Origin of the sequence: Skermanella rosea (genome assembly GCF_016806835.2) — a bacterium.
Classification (GTDB): Bacteria; Pseudomonadota; Alphaproteobacteria; order Azospirillales; family Azospirillaceae; genus Skermanella; species Skermanella rosea.
Genome location: NZ_CP086111.1, coordinates 697624 through 722218, shown reverse-complemented (window position 1 = coordinate 722218; position 24595 = coordinate 697624). Strand labels below are relative to the sequence as shown.

Sequence of the window (24595 nt, the reverse complement as noted above, 5' to 3'; positions counted from 1 at the left end):
TGATGCTACCCCCGCGCGGCTGGCCGGAAAGCGGAGGGAGCCCCCCGCCGCGACGAACGAGGTCGCCGCGGCGGGGGTAACAATGACCGGAGCGCGAGCACTCCGTTTGTGCTAGGTAGTCGATTAGCCATGGATGTTCGGCCTTCAGCAAGTGGCATCTATGGTCAGGCCGGGCCTTGGAGTCCCCACTCTTCGGCTCGGCCGCCATGCATGGGATATGACGGCGCGCGAACTCTGATCCGAATTCGCGCGGATGTCAACGTGCGTGCTGGTTTTGGGGCTTTCCGGCGGTCTTGCGGGCGATTCTTTGCTTGCGATGATTGCAATCGAAGGATTGGCGCCGCTTCTGGCGGCAGGTCAATCCTCGGGGTCTTCAAGCCCCCACTCGATCAGTTGCTCCAGGGTGCGGGGTTGCACCCGGGCGGCGAGGGTCGCGAGGATGTTCGACACATCGGCATAGAACCGCTGCATCTGCTTAAGGCGGCGATGGTCCTCCTCGCCGAAGACGCTGGCGCCATGTTCCCGGCTGAGGGCGTCGAAATCGTCGTGTTCCTTCTTCCAATGCACTGCCAACTTGATCCGGTCGCGCGGATCGTCCATGCGCGGTGCATCCGGCAGGGCGAGGATGCGTACCCGGTCCAGGAAGTCCTGCTCCTCCTGCCGGCTGGTGCGCCAGATCTCGTGGAGTTCCAGCATGCAGTAGGGCGAGTGGGCGTACTTCTCGCTGAAGATCACGAAGATGCGCTTGCCCTGGCCCAGCCTGCGTATGAAATCGGTGATGCTGTCGCCGAGGTCGAGCACGTTCTTGTCCCGCAGGATGGTCCGCCCCCGCGCTTCCGCCTTCGCGCAGAGGCGGTCTACGGTACGTGTACGCTCCCGGCCCTCCTTGGTCTTGTCGTCGCCCCAGGCATAGGACACGTACCATTCCGGTGTGGCGGAATCGTGCGGCTTCTCCCGTCCGAATGTCAATTTCACCTCCTCCTGGGGATTGGGCGCCTTTGGCGGGCGTGACACATCGTCCGGTTTCAGGCCCAGATGCGACTGCGCCCGCTCGACCAGTTCAACCAGGCGATCGAGCAGCGCTGCCGCCTGGCCGCGTTTCGTTACATGGATCTCGCCTTGCCATCGGCCTGTCATGTGCTGCTCGATGAGAAGGCGGCTGCCAGTAGTTTTTTCATAACCCCAGAAACTGCCCTGCCAATAGAGCGCATCCTGGCCGGCCTGTTCGCCGACCTTCGCCATGATCTCCCGGATCAGGCCGCCATGCAGGAAAGGATAGCGGAATATAGCCGTCTCTCCGGGGCTATCGGACTCACAGCGCCAGGACAGGCGACTCTCGACTACGGCGCATTCCGGCAGCAGATCGGGGGCAGTGTATTCACGGTCGGCTTCTTCCCAGCCGTTGCGAACTTCGAATGGCCGATGCATGGAGTTGATGCCGCAGGACCGCATCATGCCAAGAAACAGCTCCTGCTCGTCCCTCGCCGTACTCTCGCCACGCCAGATCCGCTAACATGGGGCGGGTGAAAGGCCTGTCGTTCCAGCGGATCTGATGCCGACCCGTTTCCGTCGAAGCCCTAGCGGATTTCGATGTAGACGCCCTGATAGCCTTCTGGATAGCCCTGTTCACCGTATCGGCCTGCGTCAGGCTGAATGCCAGATACTAAGTGATGACGTTGACGGTATCTAACCTGGGTTCGGCGATGAGCGCCAGGGCGCAACTGCAAATCACAACCGGACCTGAAATGACGTTTTGTCGCAATAACGCAGTCAATGAAGCTCACCGCCGGTGGTCGCGTCGAGCTATGATGGCTAAACTTAATGCCGAATAAGGATGGGCCGGTTATTCTTACAGAACTAGAAAAAAATTAGAAATGAAACTGACCTCGGGCTAAGATCACCCACATTACAATTTATCGAGAAGACGGCTGATGCTTTCAACAACCTTGTCAAGGACCTACCCGCAGAGAAGAAAGGAAATCTTGCGCAAGGATTTATGTGCGGCCTTCTTGTCCTCGCCGGCGTTGTGGTTGGAGCCAGTATTGCAAGGAAGACCTAACTGAAATTTATACAATTCAGCTTTGATAACACTGGGGCGCTGAGCGAAAAATACAAATAAATGTTGCGATTTGGCTATGGTGTGATTTACCGTATTTGGAGGTAGATCATGAGTCAGGGCTATTCGTCTGATTTGTGTGTCCGGATAATCTGAGTGATTAATAGCGGGACTTCATGTCGAGCGGCGGCCCGCTGGTCAGCGTCAACCCGAGTACGAACTTCCACGCCGTTCGGTGGTCATCTCTGGTCAGGGCACGAACCTTATACCGGAGAGAAAGATGCACCGAGCCAGACCAGCAACGATCGGGTCTACGATCCGCGGAATTGCCCTCCTCGCATCGGTCGCCCAGGCGGCCTTGGCCGGCGCGGCCCAGGCGCTGCCTTCCCCGCGGGCGGCGGAGCCCCATGCGGAGGAAGTGAACTACCTTCTTTCGGCGACGTCCACCAGCGCCGGCCAGATCGTGATCGGCACGCTCGCCTCGGAACATGCGCGGGGAGAGCGGGTGTGCAAGCTGGCGGCGAAGGGCACCTGCAGATGCTCGACCTGACCGCCTCCGATGACCGGATGTCGCCGGCGCCGAGTTCGTCATCAAGGCGATCCGCAAGCGCCGGCCCCGGCTCAAGCACTACTTCGCCGATGGCGCCTGCGATCGCGACAAGCTGACGGGTGGCGCGGCCGGCCAGGAGTTCATCCTCGAGGTCGGGCGCAAGGTGGCGCAACGGAAGGGCTTCACGGTGCCGCAACGGCGCTGGGTGGTCCGCGACCAAGAGGTCAGATGCGGCGTCGCGGGCGGCATGACATACCTCGCCATGGGCGCACTCATGCTCGGAAGCATCGCCCATCCATGGTTTTTCAAGCGGGCACTTGTAACGGTATGGCACTTATCGTCATGTAAAGTGCCGCACCGCGCCTGGATCAAATGGAGAAGTTCCGCCGAGGCGGGGCTGATCTGTTGCCGGATCTACTTTTCGTAAGATCCGGGAATCCCGGCAACCTCTGGACCAACGTCCGCCAAAACACGTTTCCGTTGCTCGGTGCTGAGTGTGGACAGCAGGCTCTTATAGCCATGCAGCCGCTGCCGGGCGGTATCGGCATCCAGTCCATCCTGGCGCTCGGCAGACACCGGCTTTTCAATAGGTCTGCCAAAGCCGGTAGGGCGCAAATGCGAGAGTGTCAGGAATTTCGTGTGAGGGCGGGCATACTGGGAGAAAAGGAGATCCCGCATGGCTCGTCGCAAACCACCCGTCATCCCTGACGCCCTGCTCGACCAACTTCTTGCCGGGTCCGACGCGAAGAGCGCGTTCGATCCGAACGGCCTTCTGGACGGCCTGAAGAAGGCACTTGCCGAGCGGGCGCTGAATGCCGAGATGGACCATCATCTCGCCGGCGAGGACGAGGCCGGCAACGGCCGGAACGGCTACGGCCGCAAGACGGTGCTGACCGACACCGGCAAGCTGGAACTGGAGATCCCGCGCGATCGGCGGGCGACCTTCGATCCGCAGCTCATCGCCAAGTACCAGCGGCGCTTTCCGGGCTTCGACGACAAGATCGTATCGATGTATGCCCGCGGCATGAGCGTCCGGGAGATCGTCGGGCACCTGCGCGAACTCTACGGCGTGGAGGTCTCGCCCGACCTGATCAGCGCCGTGACCGACGCCGTGCTGGACGAGATCGCCACCTGGCAGGCCCGGCCGCTGGAGCCGGTCTACCCGCTAGTGTTCTTCGACGCCCTGCGGGTCAAGGTCCGCGACGAGGGACTGGTCCGCAACAAGGCCGTCCACGTGGCCCTCGGTGTGCGGGCCGACGGCACCAAGGAGATCCTCGGCCTGTGGCTGGAGCAGAACGAGGGCGCCAAGTTCTGGCTGCGTGTCCTGAACGAGCTGCGCAACCGCGGCGTGGAGGACATCCTGATCGCCGTGGTCGACGGGCTGAAGGGCTTTCCCGACGCCATCCAGGCGGTGTTCCCGCAGGCCATGGTCCAGACCTGCATCGTGCACCTGCTGCGCAACAGCCTGGAGTTCGTCTCCTGGAAGGACCGCCGGGCCGTCGCAGCCGCCCTGAAGGACATCTACCGGGCGATCGACGCCACGGCCGCCGAGGCCGCGCTGGAAGCCTTCGAGGACAGCGCCTGGGGACGCAAGTATCCGGCCATCGGCCCGTGCTGGCGCCGCGCCTGGAACGAGGTGGTGCCGTTCTACGCCTTCCCGGCCGAGGTCCGGCGCATCCTGTACACCACCAACGCCATCGAATCCTTGAATGCCAAGCTCCGCCGGGCCGTTCGCGCCCGAGGCCACTTCCCGACTGACGATGCCGCCCTGAAGCTGATCTTCCTGGTCTTGCACAGGACCGAGAAACAGTGGACCATGCCGGCACGCGAATGGGCCATGGCAAAGGCTCAGTTCGCCGTCCTCTTCGGTGAGCGCTTCACAAAGGCATTCGCCTGATCATGCGAAACCGCCCGCCCTCACACGAAATTCCTGACACTCTCCGCAAATGCTGGGCAACCGACATGGCGACCTCCCTTATAACGAACGAACGCAATATGGCGCGGATCTGTGTTCCTTTACAAGCCTGAAACCCAGATCCTGATACTTACCTGTCATACCGCTGAGCGGTTTCACAAGCCTTCTCCCGGCAGCCCAGAGCGGTTCCATAGGCGCCTGCGGCGTCGATCACGATAGCCAATACTTTGCCCTTGAGGGGGTGATTTTCAACCGGACTGCCCTGCAACAGGTAGACCGAAAGGTTGTTTCTCGCTTGCGAAGGCTTTCCGAGAGCCAATCCACAAAGCTGTCTTCCGCTCCAGATCGCGACTTCGAATCGATCGATATGCTTCTTCCAACCCGCGACATCGTCGCGCCAATTCCAATCCGACCATGATCTCCCTGATGGGATGAAAGGTAGCCACTGCTTCTCCCAGCATTCGAGAGCTTTGGAGTTGATATCCGTAATGTCCGTCAGGGACTCACCGATCATCGGGGCCAATTGCGCTAAGATATACTGATGCGCCTCTTCTCGTCTTTCCTCATAATAATGCCTGTATCGGGCTGTTTCCGATCTCAGCAGGCCGAGCATGCTCCCAATCATCAGTGTTCTTTCTTGGCTCTTGATATCTCGGGAGGCGGCAGGGGATCAGGGAGCAGTCGCCGATGGAGAATTTTCAGCGATCGGAGGTCGCGATACTATCAGCCGTTTCGGCGCGCTGCCAGTGGCCGGCGAAGTCCGCCGATCGCCGACTGCCGACTGCCGACTGCCCCATGATGCCCAACCGCTTGGCGGCGATGCTGGACAGGGTGCCATCGGGCTTGCGACGGTGATCCTCGCGCCGTGGGAACATGGGTCAGGTCCGAGGCCCAGACCCGGTCAGGACGGGTGACCGGTGGATCGCGCAGGAAATACTCCCTGCGGAGCCGACCGGGGCTTGCGCGGATTGGAACTTCCGCGCCGTTCGGTGGTCATCTCTGGTCAGGGCACGAACCTTATACCGGAGAGAAAGATGCACCGAGCCAGACCAGCAACGATCGGGTCCACGATCCGCGGCATCGCCCTCCTCGCATCGGTCGCCCAGGCGGCCTTGGCCGGCGCGGCCCAGGCGCAGACTTCCCCGCGGGCGGCGGAGCCCCATGCGGAGGAAGTGAACTATCTTCTTTCGGCGACGTCCACCAGCGCCGGCCAGATCGCGATCGGCACGCTCGCCGCGGAACATGCGCGGGACGAGCGGGTGCGCGACCTTGCCCGCCGGATCCTCGCCCATCATTCGGAGACCGGGGAAGAGCTGGCCGGCCTTGCCGGAAGCAACGGGGTCGAGCCCGTGCGGGAAATCGATCCGGTCACGCAACGGTCGATCGACTGGCTTCGGACCCTGGACGGCGCCGCTTTCGACGCCGTGTATGTGGGCATTCAGGAACCGACCCTCTATACCGCGGGCTGGATCTACCGGAGGGAGGCGCGGCACGGCACCGATCCCGCGCTGCGGAACGCGGCCGCCGGGGAGGTCGATGCCAACGAGGCTTTCCGGGAGCAGGCCGGGCGGCTCGCCGAGGAACTGCGGGGCGGCCTGCCGGACGGGCTGGCGCCGGAGGATCGGATGTTCCTGATCTATGCCATGAACGTCGAACTGTCGCAGGTGCGGCTGGGCGAAGCGGCGGCGGAGAAAGCCGTGACGGAACCGGTCCGCGCGTTCGCGCGCCGCATGGTCGAGGAACATGGCCGCTCGGGCGAGCAGTTCCGGCAGGCCGCCGGCGCCAACGGCGTGGCGTCGCTGGAGACGGTCGGGCCGGTCCAGCGGCGGACTCGCGATCGGCTGGAGGGGCTGTCCGGCCCGGCGTTCGACCGGGAATACATCATGTCCCAGGTGATCCATCATTACGAATGGTTCTATCGCTACGAGCATGCGTCGATCCACGGACACGATCCCGCGGTGCGCGAGTTGGCGGCGAAGGGTGCCAAGTCGGGGAAGGCCCATCACGACTCGGTCCTGGCGATCGTCTCGGACTGGGGAGACGGGGAAATCGGCGCCGCCGCCGGGCATGGGGACGCAGAGGCGCGCCGGTGACGGGGTATGCGCCGGTGCGGTCCACGGCTGTCCGGCACGTTTGTTGCGTACTGCTCACAAGCCTGAACTCAAGGCGGAAATACCCCTTTTTCGTCCTGGCCGGACTTGATCCGGCCATCGTCTCACAGGTCTCACCGGGGCTCCGTGGCTGGAGATGCCCGGATCAAGTCCGGGCATGACGATGAAGGGAAGATGAAGTGTCCCGAGCATCAGCTTGGGGTTGATGGGCAATCGCCGTGCCGGACAGCCGTGGATCAAGTCCGGGCATGAAGGCTGGCCTGTCCTGATGCGCTTGACTCCCGAGTGCTTCGAGGCGTTCGTCGCGGCTATCTCGGCTCCGAGCGAGCCGGTTCCGGCAATGGTCGAGGTGCTGTCGAGAAAGGCGCCGTGGGATGAAGCCGGCGGGTCCGATGATCCTGTCGGTTTCGGAGCGAGTCGTGGGATTCGGGAGGGTGCGCGTCCCGCGCACCTTGGGCGGCGGGACGCCGCCCCTCCGCAAGGGGTTGCGGTTATCTGCCGTAGGCGACCAGTTCGTCGATCGCGCGGATGATCCGCGTGCTGTCGTGGTCGAGGCTGGCGATCGCGGAACCGAGATCCCGGACCGGGACGCTGGCGAGCGCGAGGGGGTCCATGACGACGTCAAGGCCCTCGACGGTGAAGCCGGGGTTCAGGTCGCGGTCGGTGTGACCGGTATACTCCCGCCGGACGAGCGGAACGACCACGCGGCGCGGCATCCTGTCGTAGCGGTCCCGCTGGATGACCAAAAGGTACGGCGTCGCCTCCCGGGAGCGGCCGGGATTGCGGTGAACGTCGAACTGCGGCATCAGGGGGTGGCGTCCCCGGGCCGGAAGTCGGCGTTGTACTCGTCCGCCACGCAGCCGTGCTTCTCGTGGAACTCGGCCCATGAGGCGCAGACCCGGTCCCAATGTTCCTGATCGGCCAGCCTCTTCCGCCGTTCCTCGGCGATGGCCGCCGCCAGCAACTTCTCGACATAGTCGGACAGGTTGTCGGTGTAGCCGCGCGCGACGCGGACCAGATCCTCGTTGAGGGTCATGTTGATCCGCGATTTCGGCGCGGAGGGGTCGTAGATCTGCCCGGTTCCGATGTGCATGGGAACGTCCCTCCGCCGCGTCCAAGAGTGTGTATTTTAGTGTGTATGCTCGGGAACGGCAAGCGGGCTTGACGCGGCGGGCCGGGTCGCGTACCTTCCGTTTACGTAAACGTCATATCCCGGTTCCCGGTCCCAATTCCCCAGCGCGGTGTCCTCCTATGCTCAGCATGATCGATCCGCCGAACGGCTCCACCAACGCCCGCACCTTCTCGATCAGCGAGCTGGCGGAGGAGTTCCGGGTGACGCCGCGGACGATCCGGTTCTATGAGGACCAGGGGCTGCTGGCGCCGACGCGGGACGGGCTGAACCGGATCTACAGCCATCGCGACCGGGCGCGGCTGACGCTGATCTGCCGGGGCAAGCGGCTGGGCTTCAGCCTGGCGGAGATCAAGGACTTCCTGGACCTGTACGACACGGACGACAGGCAGATCGAGCAGATGCGCTACGCGCTGGGCCGCGGGCGGGAGCGGATCCGGTCGCTGGAGACCCAGCTGGAGGACGTCAAGCAGACGCTGCACGAGCTGCGCGCGCTGGAGCGCCAGATCCTGGACCATCTGGATGCCGCCGGCGTCGAGCCGGACAAGAAGCCTAAGAAATAAACGCCAAACCAGAATCCGAATTGTCGGTGAGGAGCTAGCACCATGAAGAACGTGGTCATTGCCGGATTTGCCCGGTCGCCGTTCCACTTCGCCAGCAAGGGCAAGCTGGCCCGCATCCGGCCGGACGATCTGGCGTCCCAGGTGGTCAACGGCCTGCTGAAGAAGACCGGCGTCGACGCACACGAGATCGAGGACATCATCCTGGGCTGCGCCTTCCCGGAGGGCGAGCAGGGCTTCAACATCGCCAAGCTGGTCGGCATGCTGTCGGAGCTGCCCCAGAGCGTCGCCGGGACCACGATCAACCGCTTCTGCGGCTCGTCCATGCAGGCGATCCACATGGCGGCCGGCGCCATCCAGATGGATGCCGGGCACGCCTTCATCGCCGGCGGCATCGAGAGCATGAGCCGGGTGCCCATGCTGGGCTTCAACCCCATGCCCAACCCGAAGCTGGCCGAGAGCAACCCTGGCGCCTACATGCCCATGGGCATCACCGCCGAGAACCTGGCGATGAAGTTCCAGTTCACCCGCGAGGCCCAGGAGGCCTTCGCCGTGGAGAGCCACCGCAAGGCGGCGGCGGCGCAGGAATCCGGCCGGTTCGACGACGAGATCGTGGCGATCGAGACGCCCGACGGCGTGGTGGACAAGGACGGCTGCATCCGCGCCGACACCAGCGCCGAGAGCCTGAAGTCGCTGAAGGCCGCCTTCCTGGCGGAGGGGACGGTGACCGCCGGCACGGCAAGCCCGCTGACCGACGGGTCCTCGGCCACCCTGGTCACGTCGGAGGAGTTCGCCCGCGCCCACGGCCTGCCGGTGCTGGCCCGGATCAGGTCGATCGCCGTGTCCGGCTGCGACCCGACCATCATGGGCTACGGCCCGGTGCCGTCCACCGAGAAGGCGCTGAAGCGGGCCGGGATCACCGTGAAGGACCTGGACATCGTGGAGAGCAACGAGGCCTTCGCGGTCCAGGCCATGTCGGTGGCCCAGGCGCTGGGCTTCGACGGGGCCAAGGTGAACCTGGACGGCGGCGCGCTGGCGCTGGGCCATCCGCTGGGCGCCACCGGTGCCCGCATCACCGGCAAGGCGGCGCAGCTTCTGAAGCGCGAGGGCGGGCAGTTCGCGCTGTCCACCCAGTGCATCGGCGGCGGCCAGGGCATCGCCACCGTCCTGGAAGCGGTCTGAGCCACGAGCGGAAACGGAGGAGAGCCCCCATGGAAATCCGCAGCGCCGCCGTGATCGGCGCCGGCGTGATGGGCAGCGGCATCGCCGCGCACATCGCCAATGCCGGCATCCCGGTCTTCCTGCTCGACATCGTGCCGCAGGAGGTCAAGGACGGGCGAGGCAACGACCGCAGCGTCGTGGCCCGCACGGCGATCGAGAAGATGCTGAAGACCGAGCCGGCGCCCTTCATGCACAAGCGCAACGCTCGGCTGGTGACCCCCGGCAACATCGAGGACGACCTGGAGAAGCTGGCCGGGGTGGACTGGATCGTCGAGGCCGTGGTCGAGAACCCGGCGGTCAAGGCGGACCTCTATGCCCGGCTGGACGCGGTGCGGAAGCCGGGGTCGATCGTCTCCTCCAACACCTCGACCATCCCGCTGAAGAACCTGATCGAGGGGCGGGGCGATGGGTTCGCCCGGGACTTCATGATCACCCACTTCTTCAACCCGCCGCGCTACATGCGGCTGCTGGAGGTGGTCGCCGGGCCGGACACGCGGCCCGAGGCGGTCGAGGCCCTGAGCCGCTTCGCCGACGTGCGGCTGGGCAAGGGCGTGGTCCGGTGCAAGGACCGGCCGGGCTTCATCGCCAACCGGATCGGGACATACTGGATCCAGGCCGCGATCAACCAGGCGATGGACCTGGGGCTGACCGTGGAGGAGGCCGACGCTGTCGTGGGCCGGCCCATGGGCATCCCCAAGACGGGCGTGTTCGGGCTGGTCGATCTCGTCGGGCTGGACCTGATGCCCTATGTCAGCCGCTCGCTGTTGAACACCCTGCCGGCGGACGACCCGTACCGGGCGATCCACCGGGAGCCGGAGCTGTTCACCCGCATGATCGCCGAAGGCTATACCGGGCGGAAGGGCAAGGGCGGCTTCTACCGGCTGAACAGGTCGGGCGGCGGCCGGGTGAAGGAGGCGATCGACCTGGCGACGGGGCAGTACCGCCCGTCGGAGAAACCCTCGCTGGAGAGCGTGGGTGCGGCGAAGCAGGGGCTTCGGGCGCTGGTCGAGCATCCGGACCGGGGCGGCACCTATGCCCGCCGGGTGCTGGTGGACCTGCTGGCCTATGCCGCGTCGCTGGTGCCGGAGATCGCGGACGACGTGACCGCGGTCGATCAGGCCATGCGGCTGGGCTACAACTGGAAGTTCGGGCCGTTCGAGCTGATCGACCAGCTGGGGGCGGACTGGCTGGCCGGGGCCTTGAGGGACGAGGGCAAGCCGGTGCCGGCGCTGCTGGAGAAGGCGGCGGGGAAAGGATTCTACCGGACCGAGGGCGGCAGGCTGGAGTTCCTGACGGTGGACGGGGGCTATGCCGAGGTGGTCCGGCCCGAGGGCGTGCTGCTGCTGTCCGACGTCAAGCGCGGGTCGAAGCCGATCAAGCGGAACGGCTCGGCCGCCCTGTGGGACATCGGAGACGGTGTCGCCTGCCTGGAGTTCACCGGCAAGATGAACGCGCTGGACGGCGACGTGATGGCGCTGATCCAGAAGGCGATCGGCATGATCGGCGACGGCACGGGCGAGTGGAAGGCGCTGGTCGTCCATAACGAGGGCGACAATTTCTCGGTCGGCGTCAATCTCGGGCTGGCGCTGTTCGCGGTCAACATCGCCCTGTGGCCGCAGGTGGAACAGTCGGTCCAGGAGGGACAGGAGACCTACAAGGCGCTGAAATACGCCCCCTTCCCCGTGGTCGCGGCGCCGTCGGGCATGGCGCTGGGCGGCGGCTGCGAGATCCTGCTGCATTGCGACGCGGTGCAGGCCCATGCCGAGACCTACATGGGGCTGGTCGAGGTCGGCGTCGGGGTGATCCCCGGCTGGGGCGGCTGCAAGGAGATGCTGACCCGGGCGACCCTGAACAGGAAGCGGCCGGGCGGGCCGATGCCGCCGATCGCCCAGGTGTTCGAGACGATCAGCCTGGCCAAGGTGGCGAAGTCGGCGGACGAGGCGCGCGACCTGATGTTCCTGCGCCCGACCGACGGCATCACCATGAACCGCGACCGGCTGCTGGCCGACGCCAAGGCGAAGGCGCTGGAACTGGCGGAGAACTACGCCCCGCCGGAGCCGGCGACGCTGCGGCTGCCGGGGCCGACCGCGCGGGCGGCGTTGCGGATGGCGGTGGACGGGTTCCGCCAACAGGGCAAGGCGACGGACCACGACGTGGTGGTCTCCGGCGCGCTGGCCGAGGTGCTGAGCGGCGGCGACACCGACATCACGGAGGAGGTGGACGAGGACCGGCTGCTGGAGCTGGAGCGCGAGAGCTTCATGAAGCTGGTCCGCACCCGTGCCACCGTCGCCCGGATCGAACACATGCTGACCACCGGCAAGCCGCTGCGCAACTGACCCGACAGGCACACCGTAGGTCGGCCTTCGCCGAAGGCGAACGCCGACGCCTCCGCGCCGACGTTCCGGCAGCAACGTCGGCGTTGGCCCTGCGGGCCAAGGCCGACCTACGGGATTCCCTCCCATCGAGATACCAAGGGACTTGAACCATGCCGACCTACAAGGCGCCTCTGGACGATGTCCGTTTCGTGCTCAACGAAGTCTTCGCGGTCGGCAGGCTCGCCGAGTTGCCGGGCCATGAGGACCATACGCCCGACCTGATCGAGGCGGTGCTGGAGGAAGGGGCGAAGTTCGCCGAGAACGAGCTCCAGCCGCTCAACCGCTCCGGCGACGAGGAGGGCTGCCACTACGAGAACGGCGTGGTGCGGACGCCTACGGGCTTCAAGGAAGCCTACGCCAAGTTCATCGAGGGCGGCTGGACGGGGGTTTCCTGCGATCCGGACTATGGCGGCCAGGGGCTGCCGCATGTGGTGAACTTCATACTGGAGGAGTTCATCTGCTCGGCCAACCTGTCGTTCGGCATGTATCCCGGCCTCAGCCACGGCGCCTACAACGCGCTGTCGCTGCACGGCACGGACGAGCTGAAGCGGACGTACCTGCCGAAGCTGGTGGACGGCACCTGGTCGGGGACCATGTGCCTGACCGAGCCGCACTGCGGCACCGACCTGGGCATGATCCGCACCCGGGCGGTGCCCGACGGGTCGGGCGACGGCAGCTATTCGGTCACCGGCACCAAGATCTTCATCTCGGCCGGGGAGCACGACCTGACCGAGAACATCCTTCACCTGGTGCTGGCGAAGCTGCCGGACGCGCCGGCCGGGACGCGGGGCATCAGCCTGTTCCTGGTGCCCAAGTTCCTGCCGCGCGAGGACGGGACGCCGGGCATGCGGAACGGCGTGATGTGCGGCTCGATCGAGCACAAGATGGGCATCAAGGCGTCCAGCACCTGCGTGATGAATTTCGAGGGCGCCAAGGGCTGGCTGGTCGGGCAGCCGCACAAGGGCATGCGCGCCATGTTCACCATGATGAACGCGGCCCGGCTGGGCGTCGGCATCCAGGGGCTGGGCCTCGCGGAGGTCAGCTACCAGAACGCCGTGACCTATGCCCGCGAGCGGCTCCAGGGGCGGTCGCTGACGGGGGCCAAGGCGCCGGACAAGCCGGCGGACCCGATCATCGTCCATCCCGACGTGCGCAAGACCCTGCTGACCATGCGGGCGCATACCGAGGGGTGCAGGGCGCTGGCCGCCTGGGTCGGCATGAACATCGACGTGTCCATCAAGCATCCCGACCCGGAAGTTCGGCGCGAGGCCGACGACCTGGTGGCGCTGATGACCCCGGTGGTGAAGGCGTTCTTCACCGACCACGGGTTCGACGCGACCAACATGGGCATGCAGCTGTACGGCGGGCACGGCTATATCCGGGAATACGGGATGGAGCAGTTCGTCCGCGACGCCCGGATCGCCCAGATCTACGAGGGGACCAACGCGATCCAGGCGCTGGACCTGGTCGGCCGCAAGCTGCCCCAGGACATGGGCCGGCTGCTGCGCCGCTTCTTCCACCCCGTCTCGGAGCTGCTGGAGGAGACTCAGGAGGATCCGGAGCTGCTGGAGTTCGTGATCCCGCTGGCCAAGGCGTTCGGCAAGCTCCAGCAGGCGACCGCGCTGGTCGCCCAGAGGGGCATGAAGAACGCGGACGAGGCGGGGGCCGCCTCCACCGACTATCTGCGGATGTTCGCGCTGGTGGCGCTGGGCTACATGTGGCTTCGCATGGTCAAGGCGGCGAAGGAGAAGCTGCCCGAGGCCGACGGCCGGGCGGGGTTCTACGATAGCAAGGTCAAGACCGGGCGGTTCTACATGACCAAGCTGCTGCCCCAGGTCAACGGCCTGTTCCTGACCATCATGGCCGGCTCGCAGGTGCTGATGGACATGGACGCCGACGCTTTCTGAAGGCGGCGCCGAGATGAACCTGGTCTTCCGCATGGTCAAGGTCCTGCTGGCCGCCCTGTTCGGGCGGCGGCGGGACCTAATGGACGAGTCGGTCCTGACGTTCCGGGTGTGGCCGAACGACCTGGACGTCAATCTTCACATGAACAACGGCCGCTACCTGACCATCATGGACCTCGGCCGGGCGGACCTGATGATCCGGTGCGGGCTGGCTCGGCCGATCCTGAGGAACCGGTGGATGCCGGTGCTGGGCGGGGTCAGCGTCCGCTTCCGGCGGTCGCTGAAGCCGTTCGAGCGGTTCAGGCTGCATACCCGCGTCGTGGGCTGGGACGCTAAGTGGGTCTACATGGAACACCGCATCGAGTCGATGGACGCCCGAGTCGCGGCGGCCGCGACGGTGCGCGGGCTGTTCAAAAGCCGGGCCGGAACGGTCGAACCGGCCGAAATACTGCGGCTCCTGGGCCGGGATGTCGAATCTCCGCCTATTACCCGGCCCGTTCCCCCGCACCCTCATATGACCGAAGAAATATGATACTCGGATCAAATCAGCCCCGTCCGATCCCTCTCCTCCTACAGGCATATGATATTGGCTAATTAAAGCTGTGACTTAGTAGCAACATTAACCATCTCTCCTATGATTAATTTGCACTAGGGCCGTTGGTAGGGTTTATTAACGAACAAAATAGTATGCTTGCGAATGAGCATACCTCATAATTGCGTATGCGATGAGCGGGCTAGAAAGGGAAAGGGGCAAGAGATGCGTATTTTGATCGGGGACGACCACGCGCTGTTCCGCGAAGGACTCAATCGGCTGCTGGAGCAGATTTTTTCGGACGCCGACTATGTCCAGGCGGCGACCTACCAGGACGTCATGGCGCAATGCTCGGGAAGCGAGCCGCCCGACCTGATCCTGACCGACCTGCAGATGCCGGGCTGGCCCGGTTTCGACGGCATCCGCCAGATCAAGGCGCTGCTGCCCAAGACCGCGCTGGTGGTGGTGTCCGCGTCGGAGAGCGGCGCCGACGCCCGTCAGGCGATCGAGCACGGCGCCGGCGGATTCATCCCCAAGTCGTCGAGCGTGCAGATCATGGTCAGCGCGCTGCGGCTGGTGCTGGCCGGCGGCGTCTATGTGCCGCACGCCCTGATGAACGCGTCCGGGACCAGCGGCCTGACCAGCGTGCCGCGCGACCATGCCGTGGTGGCCGAGCCGGCCTCCGGCGTCAGCCTGACCCAGCGCCAGCGCGACGTCCTGGGCTGCCTGCGCGAGGGCAAGTCCAACAAGCAGATCGCCTACGAGCTGGGCCTGTCCGAAGGCACGGTGAAGATCCACGTGACGGCGATCTTCAAGTCGCTGGGCGTCAAGAACCGCACCCAGGCGGTGATCAGCGCGTCCCGCTACGCGATGCGCTGATCCCCGCCCCCGCCCCTTTCCGGTCCGGCCGTCAGTCCTGGGTCTGGCGGCCGGAGCGGCGGGCTTCCTCCTCCAGCAGAGCCTTGCGGGACAGCTTGCCGATCATGGTCTTCGGCAGCTCGTCGCGGATCTCCAGGTGCTTGGGGATCTCGATGGGCGACAGCTTGTCGCGCAGGAATTCCGCCAGGTCCTCGCGCGTCAGCCCGTGGCCTTCGGCCAGCTTGACATAGGCCTTGACGGTCTGCCCCCGGTAGGGGTCGGGCACGCCGGCGACCACGCATTCCGCGACGGCGGGATGCAGGTAGATCGCCTCCTCCACGTTGCGCGGATAGACGTTGTAGCCGCCGCACAGGATCATGTCCTTGATCCGGTCGACGATGAAGGTGTAGCCGTCCTCGTCCATGTACCCGACGTCGCCGGTATGCAGGCGGCCGTCGGCCAGCGCCTCCGCGGTTTCGCCCGGGCGCTTCCAGTATCCCTTCATCACCTGCGGGCCGCGGATGCAGACCTCGCCCTTCTCGCCCGGGGAAACCAGGCGGGAGCGGTCGTCCAGGCTGACGATCTCGATCACGGTGCCCGGCAGCGGGATGCCGATCGAGCCGGCCTTGTTGACCCCGTACATGGGGTTGGCCGTGGCGACGGGCGAGCTTTCCGACAGGCCGTAGCCCTCGACCAGCTTGCAGCCGGTCTTGGTCTCGAACGCGTGCTTCACCTCGACCGGCAGGGGCGCCCCGCCCGACAGGCAGAAGCGGATCGACGACAGGTCGTAGGAGCCGATGTCCTTGTGGTTGACGATCGCGGTGTAGATGGTCGGCACCGCGGGGAACAGCGTCGGCTTCTTGGACTGGATCAGCCGGATCACGTTGTCCAGCTCGAACCGGGGGACCAGCACCATCTCGGCGCCGAGCACCAGCGGCAGGTTCATCACGCCGGTCATGGCGAAGACGTGGAACAGCGGCAGCACGCCCAGCATGCGCTCCTGCCCCGGCTTGGCGTCGGTGCACCACAGGCGCGACTGGATGGCGTTGGCGTAGATGTTGGCGTGGGTCAGCATGGCGCCCTTGGGAACGCCGGTGGTCCCGCCGGTATACTGGAGCACCGCCACGTCCTCGCCGGGATCGATCTCCACCGGGGCCGGCCGGCCGGCATTGGCGATCAGCCGGGAGAAGGCCAGGTGCCGGTCGTCTGACGGGATGCGGGCGACCTCCTTGCGCTTGACGATCGGGAACAGCCAGTTCTTCGGGAAGGGCAGGATGTCGGCCATGCGGGCGACGACGATCCGCTTCAGCCGCGTCTGGCCGAGCATCTTGGCGATCTTGCCGTAGAGCACCGCCAGGTCGAGCGTGACCATGATGTCGGTGTCGCTGTCCTCGATCTGCTTGGCGATCTCCCGCTCGGCGTAGAGCGGGTTGAAGTTGACCACGGTGCCGCCGGCCTTCAGCACGCCGTAATAGCAGATCACGAAATAGGGCGTGTTGGGCAGGAACAGCCCGACCTTGCTGCCCTTCCCAACGCCCATGTCCTGGAAGCCCTTCGCCGCCTTGTCGACCAGGGCGCCGACCTGGGCGTAGGTGTACCGCTTGTCCATGAAGTCGATGCACGGCCTGTCGCCGAATCGGGCGACCGCATCGTCCATGAGGCGATGGAGCGGCGCCGTCGGGATGTCGGCGTGCCAGTCGATATCCGCGGGATACGAACGCGCCCACGGGAACTCTGAGAGCTTCGCTGCCGGATCGGCCATTCCATCTGTCTCCCTGCTGCCCATCGTCGCCGCGGCTTTATATATGCGCCCTTGCGATCGCTGCCGCTTGCCGTTCCCGGTGCGGAAGGCGGCTCGCCGCTTCCCGCACCGGATGAGGTAGTTGCAGGCTACTTGCCGTTTACGTAAAGGTCAAGACCAACCCGACCTGTCGATTTTTCGCGCAATTCGGCCAAAATGATACGCACCGGTCTGTCTAAAGAAGAAAAGAACCAGCCGATAGAGTAAGGTGAACAAAAAATTACACTGGAGACTCAAATTTTTCTGTGCATAAAATCATTACGGGGGCAAGCCAGGGGGAACAACCGGTGCTGCCCTCGAAGGTGTTAACCGCGCGCGGCGCTGGATTCGAAGGTTCTGCACACTTGTCTCGCTTCAGTCAGCACAACGCCATGTCGTTCGACGATGGCGCCCAGGCTCGGGCCCTGGTGAAATGGTTCAATGTAACCAAGGGCTTTGGTTTCGTCGCTCCGGTTGACGGATCTCCGGACGCATTCCTCCACATCTCGGTATTGAACAGGGCGGGCCTGCAGGAGCTGAGCGACGGCACCGAGATCCTGTGCACGATCAGCCAGGGGCCGAAGGGTCCCCAGGTGACGCGGATCGTCGAAGTGGTCGGCGGCGCGCCGGCCTCCGCCCGCCCCGCCGGCGGCGACCGTTACGGCGATCGCGGCGGCGACCGTGGCTACGGCGGCGGCGACCGCTACGGCGACCGTGACAGCTATGGCGGCGGCGACCGCTACGGCAGCGATCGCGGCGGCTATGGCGGCGGCGGTTACGGCGGCGGCGACCGCTACGGCGACAGCGACTACGGCGCGCCCTCGGGCGGCCCGGAAGTCGAGATGTCGGGCACGGTCAAGTGGTTCAAGCCGGACAAGGGCTTTGGCTTCGTCACCGCCGACGACGCGAGCAAGGACGTCTTCGTCCATAAGAGCGTGCTGCGCCGCTGCGGTCTGATGCAGCTGGAGGCCGGCCAGCGCGTGCAGATGCGCGTGCAGGACGCCGCCAAGGGCCGCGAAGCGACCTGGATCATGCCGCTCTGACGACGGACGTCCGCCGAGAGCGGCCGGGCATCGGACCGGGTCCCGACCTGTCGGGGCCCGGCCGGCCCGCCGTCATGGCGGCGGTACGCTCACCCGGGCCTCGGTGAAGCCGTCGGCCTCGTAGCTCAAGCTTCCCCCGACCTGATCCACCAGCGCGGTAACGATCCGCAGGCCGGCCTTGCCGGACGCCTGCGGGTCGAAATCCGCCGGCAGTCCTCCGCCCGAGTCCCGCACCGACAGGGAGAGGCCGCCGTCCGTTCCCGCGTCCAGCCGGATCGCCACGTCGCAGCCGACATCCTTCCGGCAGCCGTGGAGCACGGCGTTGGTCGTCAGCTCGGTCATGATGATGGCCAGGGCGATGGCCGTCTCGACCGGAACGACGGCTGGATCGGCGGTGACCGAGACCCGCTCCTCGGCCCCCAGGCTCCGCGCCAGTTCGCCGGCGAGGCCGGGCAGCAGGGTCGAGAGGTCCAGGGCCGTGACGGCTTCCGCCTGGAGCAGCCGCCTGTGCACCTCGCCCAGCGCCATGATACGGTTCTGGGCCTCCCGGAAAGTCCCGAGCAGCCGCGGATCGCTGATCTGCGCCGCCTGGAGCTGGAGGAACGCGACGGCGGTCGCCAAGCTGTTGCCGACCCTGTGGTTCAGTTCCCGCAGCAGGACCGCCCGCTCGTCGATCATGTCCGCCTCGCGCCGCGCCATACGGGCCGCCTGCCCGAGCAGCACGCCCAGGATCAGGACCTTCGCGCAGCCGAGCGCCCCTCCCCCGTACAAGGCGCAGTCGCCCAGGCGGTCGATCCAGGCGACCCTCTCCCTCAGGTCGGCCTCCTGGCCGGCCTGGAGCGCCTCGATCCGCCGGTCGACCTCGGCGGGGTCGCCGGGTCCGTCGGGTTCGTCCAGCCTCTCCCGGACGAACCCGACGAGCCGCTCCAGGTCCGGGCGGTTGGCACCGTCGCCGGCCGCCACCCGGGAGAGGGTCGAAAGCGCCTCCCCGACCTCGGCGATGCGCTCGCGGCGGAGGTCCGGCCGCTCCGCTCCGGAAGCCGCCAACCGGTCGAAGGCGCCCCGCAGGGTCTCCAGGACGACGCGCGTCTCGTAGGTGGTCCGGACCGCCTGCTCCCGGAATTCGACCTCGCGGAACAGCAGCAGGAAGACCGCCGTGAGCCCGGCGACGAAGACCACCGTCAGGACGGCCACGAACCGCAGCCGCCGGGTCAGGGAGCGCGCCAGCATCAGGGACCGGTCGGCTTCCCGGGACACCGCGCCCGCGACGAGCGAGTCCGGCCCTACCGCCACCGGACACCTTCAACTTTTCTGAAAAACTCGAACAAAAGGACGTCCCGCTGCACCAGTAAAACCTGTATCGAACGGGACATAGATCATAGAGGACCGGAAAACCCTTACCCGGATGGATAGTTTTGCAAAATTCGGCAAAGAAAAATCATCCCGCCGGAGGCGGCATCATGCATGAAGACTCGGCATTTGTTTGGGATTTCGGCTCCGAACGCTTGGGAACTCCTATCGTCGGACCGCGTGCAGCGGCGCCGGGCCCTGGCCGGCCGGCCGGCGGGCGCCGCTGCGTCTTGGAAGCGGCCGGAGCGGCCTATTCGGCCGCTTCGGCCGGCTCGGTCTTCTGGTGCGGGAAGCCGGTCAGCGGGCCCATGGCGTGGCGGTCGCGTTCGAAGGTGACGTCGCTCTGCATGTAGAGCGCCACCAGTTCGGCCAGGGAGCGAAGCGCATGGACGTGGGTGCGCTCGTAGCCATGGGAGCTGTCCACGCCGAAGCAGACCAGGGCAGTGCGGATGTCGTTGCCGGCCTCGATCGCGGCGGCGCTGTCGCACCGGTAGAAGCGGAAGATGTCCCGCTGATGCCGGATGTCGTAGTCCGAGCACAGATCCAGCAGCTTGTGGGTCAGGTGGTAATCGAACGGGCCGGTGCTGTCGGCCATCGCGATGGTGACGCCCGATTCGCGGCTGTTCTGCCCCGGCGCCGGGGTCGCGTTGTCGATGGAGACCATTTCCGCCACGTCGCCGTGCAGGACCGACGAGGCTCCCGAGCCGACTTCTTCCGAAATGGTCAGAAGCAGGTGGCAATCGACCGGCAGTTCCACGCCGGCGTCGATCACCGCCTTGGCCGCGCCGAACAGCACCGCGACGCCCGCCTTGTCGTCCAGGTGGCGGGAATTGATGAAGCCGTTGGGTTGGAATTCGGGCTGCGGGTCGATCGCGACGAAGTCGCCGACATTGAAGCCGTGCCGGATCAGGTCCGCCGTGTTGGAGCAGACCGCGTCCACCCGGACCTCCAGGTTGGTCCAGGCGACGGGCTGGGTGTCGATCTCCTCGTTGTAGGTGTGGCCCGACGCCTTCAGCGGCAGGATCGTCCCGCGGTAGGAGCCGTGGTCGGTGAAGATCGTGCAGCGGGCACCCTCGGCGAACCGGGCGGACCAGGTGCCGATGGCGACCACCTCCAGCCGGCCGTTGGACTTCAGGCCCTTCACCTGGGCGCCCAGCGTATCGACATGGGCGACGATCGCCCGGTCCGGGCTGTTGAGCCGGCCCTTGATGTCGGCGCGGATGGCGCCGCGCCGGGTCAGCTCGAACGGGATGCCCAGCCGCTTCAGTTCGCGCCCGCAGAAATGCACGATCTCGTCGGTATAGCCGGTCGGGCTCGGGATCTTCAGCAGGCTCTCCAGCATCGACAGGACATAATCCATGTCGATCGCCGGCCGGGCCGGGGGCACGAGCGCCTGGCCGTCCGTCCCGTTCGGAGCCACCGCCTGAGGTCTTTCGGCCTGCGGTCTTTCGGTAGGTATGCCTTGCATCAGATTGAGCTTCTCGTTTCGCTATCTCTATCCATTGGACAGTAGCTTAGTATTGGGGAAGAGAAGGTCAACAAAACGTTCGGCCGTGGGCTGCGGTTCATGATTGGCAAGGCCGGGACGTTCATTTGCCTCAATGATGACATAGTCGGGCTCCGTCACCGACGGCACGAGGAAATCGAAACCGACGACGGGTATATCCAACGCCTTCGCGCCGGCGATGGCGGCATCCACCAACGTCCTGTGCAGGCGGTCCGTGACATCGTGAATAGTGCCGCCGGTATGGAGGTTGGCGGTCTTGCGGACCGGCAGGACCTGCCCTTCCGGCAGCACGTCGGTCATGGAGAAGCCGTTGGCGGTGACGCATCGCTCCGTCTCGGCATCCATGGGGATGCGGCTCTCGCCGCCGGTCGCGGCGGCACGGCGCCGGCTCTGCGCCTCGATCAGCTCCCGCACGGTATGCTCGCCGGTACCCGTCACCTCGGCCGGCCGGCGGATCGCCGCGGCCACGACGCGGTAGTCGATCACGATGATTCGCAGGTCGTCGCCCTGGAAGAACTGCTCCAGCAGCACGGTCTCCGCGTGGTTGCGCGCCTCGGCCACCGCCTTGGCGACCGCTTCCGGCGTACGGACGTCGACCGTGATGCCCTTGCCCTGTTCGCCCCGCGCCGGCTTGACCACGATCGAGCCGTACTTCTCCAGGAAGGCGGCGTCGTCCTCCGGCTTGGCAGCGGCCTGCTGGGCCGGGACCTTCAGCCCCGCCTTGACCATCAGCCGGCGTGTCACCGCCTTGTCGTCGCAACGGCTCATGGCCACCGCGGTGGTCAGCTCGCTGAGGCTCTCCCGGCAGGTGATCGACCGGCCGCCGTAGCTGAGGGTGAAATAGCCGCCCTCGGCGTCCACCACGTCGACCCCGATGCCGCGGCGCCGGGCCTCGTTGATGATGATCATCGCGTAGGGGTTCAGCGTCTCGTCGGGCGGCGGCCCGACATAGAGCTTCTCGTTGATCGAGTTCTTCGTCTTCAAGGCGAACACCGGCACCCGCTGGAACCCCAGCTTCTCGTAGAGGGCTATGGCATTGACGTTGTCGTGCATCACGGACAGGTCCATGAAGCTGCGGCCGCGCGCCTGGAAATGCTCCGCCAGCGTCCGCACCAGGTTCTCGCCGATGCCGGGGAACGAGGCCTGCGGATCGACCGCCAGGCACCACAGGGACGAGCCGTTCTCCGGGTCGTTGAAGGCGCGCCCGTGATCGACGCCGGTGACAGAGCCGATCACGCTGTTGGTCGCCTGGTCGACCGCGACGAAATAGGTGAGAACCCGGCTGTTGCGCTTGTCGTGGAAGAAGTGGGGCGGGACCTGCACCATGTTGCGGCTGGCATAGATGCGGTTGATCGCCTCGGCGTCCTCCACCGTCCGCAGCCGGCGCACCGTGAAGCCGCGCGGCCGGCGCCGGCTCGGCCGGTAGTTCTCCAGCCACAGCCGGTATGTGTGCGACGGGTCGAGGAACAGCTCCTGCGGCGCCAGCGACAGCGCCACGTGCGGGTCGCGCAGGTACAGCGCGATGTCGCGCCGTCCCTGCGTCTCCTCCCGCAGCGCCCCGGCCAGTTCGGGCAGGTCGGGGAAGGTGTGGGCGAACAGCAGCCGGCCCCAGCCGCAATCGACCGTCGCGTTCTCCTCGTAGCCGGTCTGGTCGGGATGGTGCTGATCGCGCGAGTACCAGTTGCGGAGCGACGGCGCATTGCGCCGCTCCAGACGATGCTGGGACCTTGGGTTGGGAGGCTGGGTCATGCTCAGATGCCGTGTGTCTGGAGCCAGAATTCCAAGAGGGCGACCTGCCAGAGCTTGGAGCCGCGGAGCGGCGTGATGTGGCTGTCCGGCTCCGCCAGCAGGCGATCCACGTAGTCCCGCTGGAACAGGCCGCGCTCGCGCGCCTTCGGTTCGTTGAGCACGTCGCGGACGAGGTCCAGGTAGGGTCCGCGCAGGTATTTCAGGGCCGGCATGGGGAAATAGCCCTTGGGCCGGTCGATCACCTCCGACGGGACGACGCGGCGCCCGGCCTCCTTCAGCACGTACTTGCCGCCCTCGGCGATCTTCAGCTCGGGCGGGACCCGCGCCGCGAGCTCGACCAGGTCGTGGTCAAGGAACGGGACGCGCCCTTCCAGCCCCCAGGCCATGGTCATGTTGTCCACCCGCTTGACCGGGTCATCCACCAGCATGACGTTGGTGTCGAGTCGCATCGCCTTGTCGATCGGCCGGTCGGCGCCGGGCTGGGCGAAGTGGCGCTCGACGAAGGCGCGGCTGTAATCGTCGCCCAGCATGCGCGGGTCGAGCACCTGGGCCATTTCGGCCTGGTCGCGGTCGAAGAAGACGCGCGCATAGTCCGCCACGGGGTCGCGGCTCTCCATCATCGGCGGATACCAGTGGTAGCCGCCGAAGATCTCGTCGGCCCCCTGCCCGCTCTGGACCACCTTGACGTGCTTCGCCACCTCCTGCGACAGCAGGTAGAAGCCGATCGCGTCGTGGCTGACCATCGGCTCCGCCATGGCGCGGACGCAGTTCTGAAGTTCCGGCAGGGTCCGGCTGCTGTCCACGAACAGCTTGTGGTGGTCGGTCTCGAACCGCTGGGCGATGATGTCGGAATATTGGAACTCGTCGCCGCGCTCGTTGCCGACGGTCTCGAACCCGATCGAGAAGGTCTGGAGGCCGTGCTGCCCGGCCTCGGCCAGCAGCGCCACGATGATCGAGCTGTCCAGCCCGCCGGACAGCAGCACGCCGACCGGCACGTCGGACACCAGCCGCCGCTCCACCGCCTTGCGCAGGGTCTCCAGGACGAGGTCCTGCCAGTCGCTCTCGGACAGGCTTCCGTCACCGGCCTGCGGGCCGAACTTGACGGTCCAGTAGACCTCCTCGCGCTTCGTCCCGTCGGGCTCGATGGTGAGGAGCGTCGCGGGCGGCAGCTTGCGCACGCCCTTGAGGATGGTCATGGGAGCCGGCACGACGGCGTGGAAGCTCATGTAATGATGCAGCGCCACCGGGTCGATGTCGGTGTCGATGCCGCCCGCGGCGACCAGGGCCGGCAGGGTCGAGGCGAACCGGATCATGCCCGGCGTCTCGGCCAGGTACAGCGGCTTGATGCCGAGCCGGTCGCGGCCCATCACGACCCGGCCGCTCTCGCGTTCCCAGATCGCGAAGGCGAACATGCCGTAGAGCTTGTCGACGAAGCGCGGCCCCCAGGCATGGTAGGCCTTCAGCATCACCTCGGTGTCGCCGTGGGAGAAGAACCGGTAGCCCTCCCCCTCGAGTTGGGTGCGCAGTTCCGGGTAATTGTAGATGCAGCCGTTGAACACGATGGTCAGGCCCAGGGCCGGGTCGACCATGGGCTGCTGGGCGGCGTCGGACAGGTCGATGATCTTGAGGCGGCGGTGGCCGAACGCCACCCGGCCCTGCGCGAAGGCACCCGCGCTGTCGGGGCCGCGCGGCGCCAGCACGTCGGCCATGGCATTGACCGCCCTGCCGTCGGCGGCGCTTCGATCGAGCCTTATCTCACCGCAAATGCCACACATGGGTTGTCTGATCTCCTGCTTGTTGGTCGGCCCGCGACGATGTCGAAAGCACCTCTGGTCAAGGGGAGCGTCACCCTGTCGCGGGCAACACCGGGGCAGCGGAAGCACGCGAAAGTGCTCTGTCACAGCATAAACACATTCCGGACGAATAGGTTCGAAAGGATCGCGCTTAGTAGGCAC

19 protein-coding genes are annotated in these 24595 nt (G+C 66.0%); 10 read left to right on the top strand and 9 right to left on the bottom strand.

Features of this window, described 5'->3' with window-relative positions:
- Positions 1-357: 357 nt before the first annotated feature.
- Positions 358-1455, bottom strand: coding sequence for a TIR domain-containing protein (locus JL101_RS03340; RefSeq protein WP_203098521.1), 1098 nt, complete (start codon positions 1453-1455; stop codon positions 358-360).
- Positions 1456-2336: 881 nt separating this feature from the next.
- Here JL101_RS03340 and JL101_RS03335 point away from each other — a divergent pair.
- Together JL101_RS03335 and JL101_RS03330 are read left to right on the top strand one after the other, a co-directional pair.
- Complete coding sequence (locus tag JL101_RS03335; protein WP_203098522.1) at positions 2337-2606, top strand: hypothetical protein; 270 nt, start codon at positions 2337-2339, stop codon at positions 2604-2606.
- Positions 2607-3282: 676 nt separating this feature from the next.
- Positions 3283-4503, top strand: a complete 1221-nt coding sequence (locus JL101_RS03330; protein WP_203104651.1) for an IS256 family transposase — start codon at positions 3283-3285, stop codon at positions 4501-4503.
- Positions 4504-4651: 148 nt separating this feature from the next.
- Here the strand turns inward: JL101_RS03330 and JL101_RS03325 are convergent, their stop codons facing one another.
- Positions 4652-5134 carry a hypothetical protein gene (locus JL101_RS03325; protein ID WP_203100129.1) on the bottom strand — a complete coding sequence of 161 codons (483 nt, stop codon included), beginning with the start codon at positions 5132-5134 and terminating at the stop codon, positions 4652-4654.
- A gap of 421 nt (positions 5135-5555) precedes the next feature.
- Between JL101_RS03325 and JL101_RS03320 the strand changes: the two genes are divergently transcribed.
- Entirely contained in the window at positions 5556-6614 is a 1059-nt protein-coding gene (locus JL101_RS03320) for a DUF4142 domain-containing protein (RefSeq protein WP_203100133.1), read from the top strand.
- 509 nt (positions 6615-7123) lie between these two features.
- Here JL101_RS03320 and JL101_RS03315 read toward each other — a convergent pair.
- Positions 7124-7438: a CcdB family protein gene (locus JL101_RS03315; protein WP_203100135.1), complete on the bottom strand. Its 315-nt coding sequence runs from the start codon at positions 7436-7438 to the stop codon at positions 7124-7126.
- Positions 7438-7725 carry a type II toxin-antitoxin system CcdA family antitoxin gene (locus JL101_RS03310; RefSeq protein WP_201077338.1) on the bottom strand — a complete coding sequence of 96 codons (288 nt, stop codon included), beginning with the start codon at positions 7723-7725 and terminating at the stop codon, positions 7438-7440. Before JL101_RS03310 ends, JL101_RS03315 begins: the two co-directional genes overlap by 1 nt.
- 158 nt (positions 7726-7883) lie before the next feature.
- On the opposite strand from JL101_RS03310, the gene JL101_RS03305 reads away from it, so the two are divergent.
- The 6 genes from JL101_RS03305 to JL101_RS03280 all read left to right on the top strand — a co-directional run bounded on the left by JL101_RS03305 (position 7884) and on the right by JL101_RS03280 (position 15232).
- Positions 7884-8324 (top strand): MerR family transcriptional regulator, encoded by a 441-nt coding sequence (locus JL101_RS03305; RefSeq protein WP_203100137.1) that lies wholly within the window; start codon positions 7884-7886, stop codon positions 8322-8324.
- Positions 8325-8366: 42 nt separating this feature from the next.
- Positions 8367-9503, top strand: coding sequence for a thiolase family protein (locus JL101_RS03300; RefSeq protein WP_203100139.1), 1137 nt, complete (start codon positions 8367-8369; stop codon positions 9501-9503).
- Positions 9504-9532: 29 nt separating this feature from the next.
- Positions 9533-11878 carry a 3-hydroxyacyl-CoA dehydrogenase/enoyl-CoA hydratase family protein gene (locus tag JL101_RS03295; RefSeq protein ID WP_203100141.1) on the top strand — a complete coding sequence of 782 codons (2346 nt, stop codon included), beginning with the start codon at positions 9533-9535 and terminating at the stop codon, positions 11876-11878.
- A 149-nt stretch (positions 11879-12027) separates the two neighbouring features.
- Positions 12028-13824, top strand: coding sequence for an acyl-CoA dehydrogenase C-terminal domain-containing protein (locus JL101_RS03290; protein WP_203100143.1), 1797 nt, complete (start codon positions 12028-12030; stop codon positions 13822-13824).
- A gap of 13 nt (positions 13825-13837) precedes the next feature.
- On the top strand, positions 13838-14353 hold the full coding sequence (locus tag JL101_RS03285) for a thioesterase family protein (RefSeq protein WP_203100145.1): 516 nt from the start codon (positions 13838-13840) through the stop codon (positions 14351-14353).
- Positions 14354-14578: 225 nt separating this feature from the next.
- Positions 14579-15232 (top strand): LuxR C-terminal-related transcriptional regulator, encoded by a 654-nt coding sequence (locus JL101_RS03280; RefSeq protein ID WP_203100147.1) that lies wholly within the window; start codon positions 14579-14581, stop codon positions 15230-15232.
- A 31-nt stretch (positions 15233-15263) separates the two neighbouring features.
- Here the strand turns inward: JL101_RS03280 and JL101_RS03275 are convergent, their stop codons facing one another.
- Entirely contained in the window at positions 15264-16973 is a 1710-nt protein-coding gene (locus JL101_RS03275; RefSeq protein WP_203100149.1) for a long-chain-fatty-acid--CoA ligase, read from the bottom strand.
- A 410-nt stretch (positions 16974-17383) separates the two neighbouring features.
- Between JL101_RS03275 and JL101_RS36735 the strand changes: the two genes are divergently transcribed.
- The gene (locus tag JL101_RS36735; protein WP_203100370.1) at positions 17384-18034 is read left to right on the top strand and encodes a cold-shock protein; all 651 of its coding nucleotides are present in this window, start codon (positions 17384-17386) and stop codon (positions 18032-18034) included.
- 72 nt (positions 18035-18106) lie between these two features.
- Here JL101_RS36735 and JL101_RS03260 read toward each other — a convergent pair whose 3' ends face one another.
- From JL101_RS03260 to JL101_RS03245, 4 genes are all read right to left on the bottom strand, one after another.
- On the bottom strand, positions 18107-19327 hold the full coding sequence (locus tag JL101_RS03260) for a sensor histidine kinase (RefSeq protein WP_203100151.1): 1221 nt from the start codon (positions 19325-19327) through the stop codon (positions 18107-18109).
- Between the two features lie 307 nt (positions 19328-19634).
- Positions 19635-20804, bottom strand: coding sequence for an osmoprotectant NAGGN system M42 family peptidase (locus JL101_RS03255; RefSeq protein ID WP_323374706.1), 1170 nt, complete (start codon positions 20802-20804; stop codon positions 19635-19637).
- 75 nt (positions 20805-20879) lie between these two features.
- A complete protein-coding gene (gene ngg / locus JL101_RS03250) occupies positions 20880-22640 on the bottom strand; it encodes an N-acetylglutaminylglutamine synthetase (RefSeq protein ID WP_203100156.1) in 1761 nt (586 codons plus the stop codon).
- 2 nt (positions 22641-22642) lie between these two features.
- Positions 22643-24415, bottom strand: coding sequence for an N-acetylglutaminylglutamine amidotransferase (locus tag JL101_RS03245; RefSeq protein WP_203100159.1), 1773 nt, complete (start codon positions 24413-24415; stop codon positions 22643-22645).
- Between the last annotated feature and the right edge of the window lie 180 nt (positions 24416-24595).

Bases quoted from the DNA above. Each gene is read 5' to 3' on its own strand.
- JL101_RS03340 (WP_203098521.1), bottom strand. From the start codon at position 1,455: ATGATGCGGTCCTGCGGCATCAACTCCATGCATCGGCCATTCGAAGTT.
- JL101_RS03335 (WP_203098522.1), top strand. From the start codon at position 2,337: ATGCACCGAGCCAGACCAGCAACGATCGGGTCTACGATCCGCGGAATT.
- JL101_RS03330 (WP_203104651.1), top strand. From the start codon at position 3,283: ATGGCTCGTCGCAAACCACCCGTCATCCCTGACGCCCTGCTCGACCAA.
- JL101_RS03325 (WP_203100129.1), bottom strand. From the start codon at position 5,134: ATGCTCGGCCTGCTGAGATCGGAAACAGCCCGATACAGGCATTATTAT.
- JL101_RS03320 (WP_203100133.1), top strand. From the start codon at position 5,556: ATGCACCGAGCCAGACCAGCAACGATCGGGTCCACGATCCGCGGCATC.
- JL101_RS03315 (WP_203100135.1), bottom strand. From the start codon at position 7,438: ATGCCGCAGTTCGACGTTCACCGCAATCCCGGCCGCTCCCGGGAGGCG.
- JL101_RS03310 (WP_201077338.1), bottom strand. From the start codon at position 7,725: ATGCACATCGGAACCGGGCAGATCTACGACCCCTCCGCGCCGAAATCG.
- JL101_RS03305 (WP_203100137.1), top strand. From the start codon at position 7,884: ATGCTCAGCATGATCGATCCGCCGAACGGCTCCACCAACGCCCGCACC.
- JL101_RS03300 (WP_203100139.1), top strand. From the start codon at position 8,367: ATGAAGAACGTGGTCATTGCCGGATTTGCCCGGTCGCCGTTCCACTTC.
- JL101_RS03295 (WP_203100141.1), top strand. From the start codon at position 9,533: ATGGAAATCCGCAGCGCCGCCGTGATCGGCGCCGGCGTGATGGGCAGC.
- JL101_RS03290 (WP_203100143.1), top strand. From the start codon at position 12,028: ATGCCGACCTACAAGGCGCCTCTGGACGATGTCCGTTTCGTGCTCAAC.
- JL101_RS03285 (WP_203100145.1), top strand. From the start codon at position 13,838: ATGAACCTGGTCTTCCGCATGGTCAAGGTCCTGCTGGCCGCCCTGTTC.
- JL101_RS03280 (WP_203100147.1), top strand. From the start codon at position 14,579: ATGCGTATTTTGATCGGGGACGACCACGCGCTGTTCCGCGAAGGACTC.
- JL101_RS03275 (WP_203100149.1), bottom strand. From the start codon at position 16,973: ATGGCCGATCCGGCAGCGAAGCTCTCAGAGTTCCCGTGGGCGCGTTCG.
- JL101_RS36735 (WP_203100370.1), top strand. From the start codon at position 17,384: ATGTCGTTCGACGATGGCGCCCAGGCTCGGGCCCTGGTGAAATGGTTC.
- ngg (WP_203100156.1), bottom strand. From the start codon at position 22,640: ATGACCCAGCCTCCCAACCCAAGGTCCCAGCATCGTCTGGAGCGGCGC.
- JL101_RS03245 (WP_203100159.1), bottom strand. From the start codon at position 24,415: ATGTGTGGCATTTGCGGTGAGATAAGGCTCGATCGAAGCGCCGCCGAC.